Source organism: Pseudarthrobacter cellobiosi, from assembly GCF_023913815.1.
GTDB lineage: Bacteria > Actinomycetota > Actinomycetes > Actinomycetales > Micrococcaceae > Arthrobacter > Arthrobacter cellobiosi.
In genome coordinates this window covers 264,855-274,464 of sequence record NZ_JAMXBK010000022.1, presented here as the reverse complement: position 1 = coordinate 274,464, position 9,610 = coordinate 264,855, and the positions used below count along the sequence as shown (strand labels likewise).

The 9,610-nt window shown below is 65.0% G+C and carries 8 protein-coding genes; 5 read left to right on the top strand and 3 right to left on the bottom strand.

Annotated features, from left to right (window positions below; genetic code table 11):
* Positions 1-153 precede the first annotated feature (153 nt).
* From NG701_RS09135 to NG701_RS09125, 3 genes are all read right to left on the bottom strand, one after another.
* Positions 154-723, bottom strand: coding sequence for a TetR/AcrR family transcriptional regulator (locus NG701_RS09135; protein ID WP_252566683.1), 570 nt, complete (start codon positions 721-723; stop codon positions 154-156).
* 352 nt (positions 724-1,075) lie between these two features.
* Complete coding sequence (gene xylB, locus NG701_RS09130; protein WP_252566680.1) at positions 1,076-2,476, bottom strand: xylulokinase; 1,401 nt, start codon at positions 2,474-2,476, stop codon at positions 1,076-1,078.
* Positions 2,473-3,423 carry a sugar-binding transcriptional regulator gene (locus NG701_RS09125; RefSeq protein ID WP_252566677.1) on the bottom strand — a complete coding sequence of 317 codons (951 nt, stop codon included), beginning with the start codon at positions 3,421-3,423 and terminating at the stop codon, positions 2,473-2,475. The genes xylB and NG701_RS09125 overlap by 4 nt, the downstream gene beginning before the upstream one ends.
* Before the next feature lie 230 nt (positions 3,424-3,653).
* Here NG701_RS09125 and NG701_RS09120 point away from each other — a divergent pair, with 230 nt between their 5' ends.
* The 5 genes from NG701_RS09120 to NG701_RS09100 all read left to right on the top strand — a co-directional run bounded on the left by NG701_RS09120 (position 3,654) and on the right by NG701_RS09100 (position 9,579).
* Complete coding sequence (locus NG701_RS09120) at positions 3,654-5,003, top strand: ABC transporter substrate-binding protein (RefSeq protein ID WP_252566674.1); 1,350 nt, start codon at positions 3,654-3,656, stop codon at positions 5,001-5,003.
* 63 nt (positions 5,004-5,066) lie between these two features.
* Positions 5,067-6,035: a carbohydrate ABC transporter permease gene (locus tag NG701_RS09115; protein WP_252566671.1), complete on the top strand. Its 969-nt coding sequence runs from the start codon at positions 5,067-5,069 to the stop codon at positions 6,033-6,035.
* Entirely contained in the window at positions 6,032-6,949 is a 918-nt protein-coding gene (locus NG701_RS09110; protein WP_252566668.1) for a carbohydrate ABC transporter permease, read from the top strand. Before NG701_RS09115 ends, NG701_RS09110 begins: the two co-directional genes overlap by 4 nt.
* A 53-nt stretch (positions 6,950-7,002) precedes the next feature.
* On the top strand, positions 7,003-8,064 hold the full coding sequence (locus tag NG701_RS09105) for an NAD(P)-dependent alcohol dehydrogenase (protein WP_252566665.1): 1,062 nt from the start codon (positions 7,003-7,005) through the stop codon (positions 8,062-8,064).
* A gap of 42 nt (positions 8,065-8,106) precedes the next feature.
* Complete coding sequence (locus NG701_RS09100) at positions 8,107-9,579, top strand: mannitol dehydrogenase family protein (RefSeq protein ID WP_252566662.1); 1,473 nt, start codon at positions 8,107-8,109, stop codon at positions 9,577-9,579.
* Positions 9,580-9,610: the final 31 nt, after the last annotated feature.

Below are 9,610 nucleotides of genomic sequence, written 5' to 3'. Positions count from 1 at the left end.
AGGGATCTACGTGAAATGTTATCCATGGCTTCGACCGTAGGCAGGCCGGTTGGACAGTTTGTAAGGGCGGCGTGAATGGGTGGTTAACTGCGTGACAAAAACTGTCGATCCATGGGGTGGCGGGCCGGCAGGCGTCGTGCCGCACATGCGCGCCTACCGTGAGGAACTCTTCGGACCCGCAGCCGGGACGAACGCCCGCACCACGGCCTCGATGGGCGCCAGCACTTCCGCTTCGGGATCCACCGTGATCCGGTGGATGTTCAGGCCCTCGCACACTGACATGACGGCTGTCGCTGCCACTGCGGGGTCGGGTGCTCCAAGGTGCGCCATTGCCGCTTCAACGACTGTCTGGAACTGCGCCCGGCCAGCCAGCAGCGGACGCCGCACATCGTCGTCGTGCGTGCCCTCGAGGAACAGTACGTACCGTGCAATGGTGCGGGTCCGGAATGCGCCGGTGATCATCTCGACGCCGCCGGCCAGTTGGGCGACAAACGCGTCAACATCGGCGGGCAGACTCGCCGGCCCTTCGACTGCGCCACGATCCTGCTCCGCAATCCACTCGACGGCGCCGGTCAGGAGGGCCGAGCGCGTGCGGAAGTAGTTCGACGTCGAGCCTTTCGGCACTCCGGCCGCCTGGTCCACACGGGCGTGCGTAAGGGCCCTCAGGCCCTGCGTTCCGAGCAGCTCTACGGCGGCGTCGAGCACTCTCCTGCGGGTAGACATAGGTTCCACTATAGAAGTAGTGACAAAACTACTACGGACGTAGTGCTTTCGGTGTATGGAAGAGGCAGAGGGCATCGTCGCCGGAATCGCCATGCCGCACCTTGCCGGCGTGACCCACCGGTGGATAGATGTGCGTGGGGTACGGATGCACATCGCGGAGGCCGGCAACGGATCCTGCCCGGTGAGGGGCACTTCCTCGCCGACCACCGGCTTGAGCTCGTGGCCGACGGGGCCCTGAGGCTCTTCGCACAGTAGCCGGACCCCGGTCTGTGAAACCATCCACGGCGGCGGGGCCCGGGCGGCGGTGGCGGCAGGACGACGTCGTGCTTGACTCCCAACCTCATGAAGGCGCTCAGACCCCGTAGTGGCTCCTGCGGGCATCGGCGTAGCGTTCCCTGACGCCGGAGCCCCAGTCGCCGTCGGGCTCGTAGGCAGCTTCAATGCTTCGCTTCCAGTCGGGAAGCTCCCCAGTAGCTGCCCAGGCGGCCTGCTTGGCAGCGCCAAGCGCCACGTACTCCCTGGTGGCCGGTATTTCCACCGGCAGGCCGAATATGCTGGCGGCGGCCTGGCGCAGGGCCTGGGATTTGGAGCCTCCGCCGATGAGGAGAACCTTGTCCGGTATCCCGCCGGACTGCTTCAGGACGTCGATGGCGTCCGCCAGGGAGTTGAGTACTCCCAGGACGGAGGCGCGGGCGAGATTCTGTGGGGTCATGTTGCTTCTGGTGAGTCCGGTGAGGGATCCGGTGGCATGCGGCAGGTTGGGGCTGCGCTCACCGTCCAGGTAAGGCAGGAACGCGAGCCCGCCGGCGTCGCTGCTGGCAGCCAGTGCCAGTGAGTCCAGCGTTGCCAGGTCGACGTCGAGCATGGCGGCGGTAGCGGCCATGACGCGGGCGGAATTGAGCATGGCCAGCAGGGGCAAATGGTTGCCGGTGGCGTCCGCGAAACCTGCCACGGCGCCGGTATGGTCCGGCACAGCCGACGGCGTGGTGGTGAAGACCGTGCCGGAGGTTCCGATGGAGACGACGATTTCGCCGGGGCGCAGGCCAAGTCCCAGCGCGGCTGCGGCATTGTCCCCGGCCCCGGCCGCCAGCAGGGCGCCGTCGATGCCCCATCCTTCCCGCACGGTTCCTGCCGGTTCATGGGAGGCAACGACGCGCGGAAGTTGAGGAGCGCGTCCGAAGAAGCGTTCCAGCAGGTCGGGGCGGTAGCTGTTCGTTATCGGGGAAAAGTAGCCCGTGCCGGAGGCGTCGCTTCGGTCCGTGGTGAATTCGCCGGCCATGGCCCCGTTGAGCCAGTCATGGGGCAGGACCACCTGCTCGACGCGGCTGGCGGCGTCCGGCTGGTTCCGTGCCAGCCACGCCAGTTTGGAGATGGTGAATGAAGCGACAGGAACCAGATTGACGGCGTCTACCCACCCGTCGGGCCCGAGTTCATCCCGGAGCCGCGCGGCGTCTTCGGCGCTGCGAGTATCGTTCCACAGCAGTGCCTCGTGCACGGGTTCCCGGGAACTGTCCAACGCCACCATCCCGTGCTGCTGGGCGCCGATGCTGGCAGCGGCGACAGAACCGCCCAGGCGGTCCGCACCGGCAGCATGCCAGGCTTTCCGCAGGGCGGCTGTCCAGACCTGCGGGTCCACCGACGTCCGGTCCGGGTGGGCTGCCGCCCCCGAAGAAATGACATCCCCGCTTTCGGCGTCCACGGCCAGGACTTTGCAGGATTGCGTGGAGGAATCCACACCGATGACAACGCTCATTGACTATTCTCCTGATCGATCTGGTCATACAGGGCTTTGGCCAGCGGCTCATCAACGATCAGCGTGGTGACAAAGCCTGCCTTGGCCACGGCCCTCACGGCGTCTGTCCGTGCTGTTCCCTGGGCGATGGCAATCACCCGCGGGGTGCGCTGCAGCTGCTTCACGGTGACGGCTATGATCCGTTCGTCCAGCCCGGATTGCACCGGAATCCCTGCTGCGTTGAGGAGTCGGCCCGAGCATTCCGCGACAGCGCCGTCCTGCACAGCATCCTGGCGCACCTTGGGGTCGGCGCGTTCCCAGACTGTGGAGCTACCGGCCTTCCAGGCGCCGATCGCCACCACGGCCAGGTCCAGCGAGTCAGCCTTGGCCAGCGCTCCGGCGATCTCGGGCTGACGGCGCAGCCCAGATGCCGTCGTCGGATCTTCAACGACCAAGGGTGACCACAACGGCCAGGTGAGGCCTCCGCTCAATTGGCCCAGCCTCTGGATCAGTTCCAGGGGGTTGCTGTCTGCCTCTGCCGGAAGGGCGCCCGCGAGCTGGACAATATCGCAGCGGGGAAGCTCCTTGACAAGCCGGGAGGCCGCATCCAAGGTGCGGGACCAGGAGATGCCCAGGGTCCCGCCGACCGGCGCCTGGCGGGATATTTCCGCTGCGGCGGCCTTCGCCAGGATGCCGCGGGCCTGGATCTCCCCGCCTGTGGTGTCGGCAACGATCACCTGGCCTATGCTCAGCGACGACTCGAGCCGCCTCAGGTCCGCACCGGAGAGGTGGGAGGGAAAATGTACCTTGATTTCCACGATGCCGCTCTCCACGGCTTCGGTGAGAAGCCGGGCGACCTGGAAGCGGGAGAGGTCATGACTGGCCGCAATTTCGACCTTGGGGCGGTTTTCCAGATAGTACTCGCGGCCGATCCGCGCGAGCAATTCCTTATGGGACCGTTCGGTCATCCGGGCGCCTCCTTCGAACATTTGAGTAATAGCCTCTTGCTCAAATGAGTATATATGACTAGAGTCACATGACAGATGAGCGATTCGCGTCTGCTCAAATGTGCAGAAAGGCTTTGGTGAGGAACCAGGTCTAAGCAGTTGGGCCCGAACGCCCATCCAATCCTGTGGCCGGCGGCATGCCGCGCCGCATGGATTGGTTCCCCGATTTCATAAGAACAAAGGAGTCCTTAATGCGTCTTGAATTGCGTGCCGCTTCGGTGGCGGCCGGTGCCCTGTGTATCGCACTGTCAGCTTCAGCGTGTTCCGGTGCCGGTGGTGGTACTGCCGCCGGCGACCAGAACAGCATCAACGTCCTGATGGTCAACAACCCGCAGATGGAAGACCTGCAGCGGCTGACGGCGGATAACTTCACGAAGGAAACCGGCGTGAAGGTCAACTACACGGTGCTCCCCGAGAATGATGTTCGGGCAAAGATCAGCCAGGAGTTCTCCAGCCAGGCTGGTCAGTACGATGTTGCCTCGCTGTCCAACTACGAGATTCCGTTCTATTCCGCCAACGGCTGGCTGGCGCCGCTGGACAACGTGGCCAAGGATGCCGAGTTCAACCAGGACGACATCCTCCCCGCCTACACGGCATCCCTCACCGGCAAGGATGGCAAGCTCTACGGCGAACCGTTCTACGGCGAATCCTCCTTCCTGATGTACCGCAAAGACATCCTGGAGTCCAAGGGCCTGACCATGCCGGAGAAGCCGACCTGGGACGAGGTGGCAGACCTGGCGGCCAAGGCTGATGGTGCAGCACCGGGGATGAAGGGAATCTGCCTCCGCGGCCAGCCGGGCTGGGGCCAGGTCTTCGCACCGCTGACCACCGTGGTGAACACGTTCGGCGGCACCTGGTTCGACAAGGATTGGAACGCCCAGGTCAACTCTCCTGAATTCACCGCTGCCACCGAGTTCTACGTGGACCTGGTGAAGAAGCACGGTGAAGCAGGGGCCGCGCAGGCCGGGTTCACCGAGTGCCTGAACAACATGAGCCAGAGCAAAGTGGCCATGTGGTACGACGCCACCTCCGCTGCCGGCGCCCTGGAAGCAGAGGGGTCCCCAGTGAAAGGCAAGATCGGCTACGCCCAGGCGCCGGTGAAGAAGACCGACTCCTCGGGCTGGCTGTGGACCTGGTCCTGGGGCGTGCAGGCGGCCTCCAAGAAGCAGGATGCTGCCGGTAAGTTCATTGCCTGGGCAAGTTCGAAAAAGTATGAGGAACTCGTTGCCTCGAAGCTGGGCTGGGCCAAGGTCCCCTCCGGCAAGCGCATCTCCACGTACGAGAACGCCGAGTTCCAGAAAGCCGCGCCGTTCTTCAAGGCGGAACGCTCCGCCATCGAGAACGCCGATCCGAAGAACCCCGGCGTGCAGGAACGTCCCGTTGTCGGTATCCAGTTCGTTGGCATCCCGGAATTCGCGGATCTCGGGACCACCGTCTCCCAGGGCGTGAGCTCCGCCATCGCCGGTCAAGGCACAGTGGCCGAGGCGCTGGCCAAGGGCCAGGAAGCCGCCCAAAAAATCGGCGACAAATACAAAAAGTAATATCCCCACCACCCGGTGCTGCGGCCCGCTTACCCGCGGGCCGCAGCACCACAGGAGTCCATCATGACTAACGCAACGGCGCGCACCTCCCGCCCTGGGCACAGCGCACCTCAATCCTCCAAGACCGCCAGGTCCCGCGAACGGGCTCTGGCCTGGGCGCGGCGCGCACCGCTGCTGCCGGCCCTGATTTTCCTTATCATCGTCACCCAGCTTCCGTTCGTCGTGACCCTGATCATCTCGTTCCTGAACTGGAACAGCCTCCGCCCGGACCAGACCGGATTCGCCGGTTTAGACAACTACCTCGAGGTCCTTACCAACGCCGACCTGCGCCAGGCCATCGTCACCACCATCATCCTGACCGTCTCGGTGGTCCTGGCCAGCCTGGTCATTGGACTGGGACTGGCGCTGCTGCTGGATAAGAAGTTCATCGGCCGCGGACTGGCACGGACCCTGCTGATCGCACCGTTCCTCGTGGTGCCGGTCGCCGCGGCGCTCATCTGGAAGCATGCCATCCTCAACCCGGTCTACGGCCTGATCAACGGCACCCTGACCTGGATCTGGTCCCTCTCCGGGAGCGGCACCCCGCCCCAGCCGGACCTCCTGTCACAGGCACCCCTGATGGCCGTCATCATTTCCCTGGTCTGGCAGTGGACCCCCTTCATGATGCTCATCCTGCTCGCCGGCCTGCAGTCCCGGCCCATGGACACCGTGGAAGCCGCCCAGATGGACGGCGCAACACCGTGGGCCATCTTCCGGCACCTCACGCTGCCGCACCTGCGCCAGTACCTGGAGCTCGGCGGACTGCTCGGAGCCATCTACATCGTGCAGAACTTCGACGCCGTCTTCACCCTCACCTCCGGCGGCCTGGGCACCGCCAACCTGCCCTACGCCATCTACCAGACGTTCTACTTCGCCAACGAATACGGCCTGGCCTCCGCCGCCGGCGTCGTGGTGGTCATCGGCACCATCATCGTGGCCACCTTCGCCCTCCGCACCGTCTTTTCGCTCTTCAAGAAGGAGGCAGCACGATGAGCACCCTCACTCCTGCCGCACCCCGCAACACGGTCCCCGGGCCCACGGCCCTGAAAACCGGATCACGCCGCCGCGGCAAGTCCCGGATGGATCCCACCCGCAACAACACCGCCGCCGGCCTCGCCGCCTGGCTGCTGGCACTGCTCTTCGCAACGCCGGTCCTGTGGATGATCCTGACGTCCTTCCACTCCGAAACCGACGCCGCCACCAACCCGCCTTCCATAGCCGCCAACCTCACCCTGGACGCCTACAAGGAGTTCTTCGGAGCCAGCTCCGGGGTCAGTCCCTGGCCGCCGCTGATCAACTCCGCCACCGCCTCCATCCTCTCCACGGTCCTGGTCCTGGTCCTGGCCATCCCGGCCGCCTACGCACTGTCCATCCGGCCGGTGAAGAAGTGGACCGACGTCATGTTCTTCTTCCTTTCGACGAAGATGATGCCCGTGGTCGCCGCCATCCTGCCGCTCTACCTCTTCGCCAAAAACGTCGGTGCTTTGGACAACATCTGGTTCCTGATCGTGATATACACCTCGATGAACCTGCCCATTGCCGTGTGGATGATGCGCTCTTTCCTCGCCGAGGTGCCCGTGGAAATGCTGGAAGCCGCCCAGATCGACGGCGCCGGCCTGCTCCTCACCCTCCGGAAGGTCGTCGCTCCCGTGGCGATGCCCGGCATCGCCGCCACCGCCCTGATCTGCTTCATCTTCAGCTGGAACGAACTCCTCCTGGCCCGGGTCCTCACCGGTGTTATGGCCGGCACCGCCCCCGTGTTCCTCACCGGCTTCGTCTCCAGCCAGGGCCTCTTCCTCGCCAAGGTCTGCGCGGCCGCAGTCGTGGTCTCTGTGCCGGTCCTGTTCGCCGGCTTCGCCGCCCAGGACAAGCTCGTCCAGGGCCTCTCCCTCGGCGCCGTGAAATAACGGCCTCGAGTAGCCGGCCATCCCCACTTTCGATTCTTAGAGGAGTACTTCCGATGACAACACCCACCGCCCGGTCCGGCACCCTGGCGCACCCCGAACTGCCGGCCACCATGCGCGCCTCCGTCCTGAAGCGCCAGGGCGAGATGGCCATGGAAACCCTGCCCGTCCCGCGGCTCGACGCCGACCAGGTCCTGGTCCAGGTGGCAGCAGTCGGCGTCTGCGGCAGCGACGTCCACTACTACGAGCACGGCCGGATCGGGGACTACGTGGTGGACCATCCGCTCATCCTCGGCCACGAACTCTCCGGACGGATCGCCGCCGTCGGACGCGACGTGGATACCGGACGCATCGGCCACCGCGTCGCCGTGGAACCGCAGCGCCCCTGCCGCACCTGCAAGCAGTGCAAAGCCGGCCGCTACAACCTGTGCCCGGACATAGAGTTCTACGCCACCCCGCCGATCGACGGCGCCTTCGCCGAATACGTCACCATCCAGAGCGACTTCGCCTACGACATCCCGGACAGTGTCAGCGACGAGGCGGCAGCACTCATCGAACCCCTCTCCGTGGGCCTCTGGGCCTGCGAACGAGCGGAAATCAAACCGGGCAGCCGGGTCCTGATCGCCGGCGCCGGCCCGATCGGCATCATCGCCGCCCAAGCCGCCCGCGCCTTCGGGGCCACCGAAATCTACATCACGGACATCGCCGAGGACCGGCTCGCCTTCGCCCTCGAGCACGGCGCCACGCACGCGCTCAACGCCATAACGGACAGCGTGGAAGGGCTCGACGTCGATGCGTTCATCGACGCATCCGGCGCCCCGCAGGCCGTCCGTTCCGGAATCAAAGCCGTCGGACCCGCCGGGAAAGTCATCCTCGTCGGGCTCGGCGCCGACGACGTCGAACTCCCCATCTCCTACATCCAGAACCGCGAAATCTGGCTCTCCGGCGTCTTCCGCTACACCAACACCTGGCCGCTGGCCATCCAGCTCATCGCCGACGGGAAAGTGGACCTGGACATCCTCGTCACCGGCAAATACACCCTCGCCGAGTCCGAAGAAGCACTCAAAGCAGGCAAGCAGGCCGGCCAGCTCAAAACCGTCGTCTACCCCGGCCGGTAAGGCACCCCGTTTCTTTCAGCCCGCTCCGAAAGGCTTAATTACATGCAACCGCTCACCAATGCCACCCTGCCAGGGCTCCCGGAAGCCCTGGGTAAACCGTCCTACGACCGCTCAGCCCTGACGGCGGGAATCGTCCATTTCGGCGTCGGCGGCTTTCACCGCGCCCACCAGGCTATGTATCTGGACCGGCTGATGGACTCCGGTCTCGCACGTGACTGGGCCATCTGCGGCGTCGGCGTCCTGCCCGGCGATGCGCGCATGAAGCAGGTTATGGACAACCAGGACTGCCTCTACACGCTCGTGGTGAAGAACCCCAACGGTACACGGGAAGGGCGGGTCATCGGGTCCATCATCGAATACCTCTTCGCCCCCGAGGACCCCGAGGCCGTCATCGAGAAAATGGCCTCCGGGGACATCCGGGTCGTTTCACTCACGGTCACCGAGGGCGGCTACAACTTCCACCACGTGACCGGGGAATTCGACGCCGAAAACCCGGACGTAATCCATGACCTCGAGCCGGGAGCAGCGCCACGGACAACTTTCGGCCTGGTGACAGAAGCCCTGTCGCGGCGCCGCGAACGTGGACTGGAACCGTTCACGATCATGTCCTGCGACAACATCCAAGGCAACGGCGATGTAGCACGCATGATGTTCACGTCCTACGCCAAGCTCAAGGACGCTGAGCTTGGGGCGTGGATCGGAGAGCACGTGCCCTTCCCCAACAGCATGGTGGACCGGATCACTCCCGTGACCACTGACGAGGACCGGCGGGCCATCGCCGCGGAATTCGGGGTGGATGACGGCTGGCCGGTAGTCTGCGAACCCTTCGAGCAGTGGGTCCTGGAAGACCACTTCAGCCTCGGACGCCCGCCCTTCGAAAACGTGGGCGTGCAGCTTGTGGACGACGTGGAGCCGTACGAACTCATGAAGCTGCGGCTGCTCAACGCCAGCCACCAGGGCATGTGCTATTTCGGCTACCTCGCCGGCTACCGTTACGCCCACGAGGTCGCCCAGGACCCGTTGTTTGCCCGGTTCCTGCTCGGCTACATGGACGAGGAGGCAACCCCCACACTGCAGTCGGTACCCGGGATAGACCTCGAGATCTACAAGCGCACGCTCATCGAGCGCTTCTCCAACGAACACGTCCGCGACACCCTGGCCCGGCTCTGCGCCGAGAGCTCCGACCGGATCCCCAAGTGGCTGCTGCCGGTGGTCCGCATCAACCTCGACAACGGCGGAGAGATCCGGCGTTCAGCGGCCATCGTTGCGAGCTGGGCCCGGTATGACGAAGGAACGGACGAGCAAGGCAATCCGATCGACGTGGTGGACCGGCTGAAAGACAGCCTCATGGCCGCTGCCGGACGCCAGCGTCAGGACCCGCTCGCTTTCATCTCCAACCGTGAGGTCTTCGGCGACCTCATCGACGACGAAAGGTTTGTTGTCGCGTACTCGGACGCCCTGGCCAGCCTGCACCGCCAAGGTGCCACGGAAACCCTTCTGACGCTGGAGGCCTGACGCCCGCAACCCCGGCACGGGAATGGCCCCG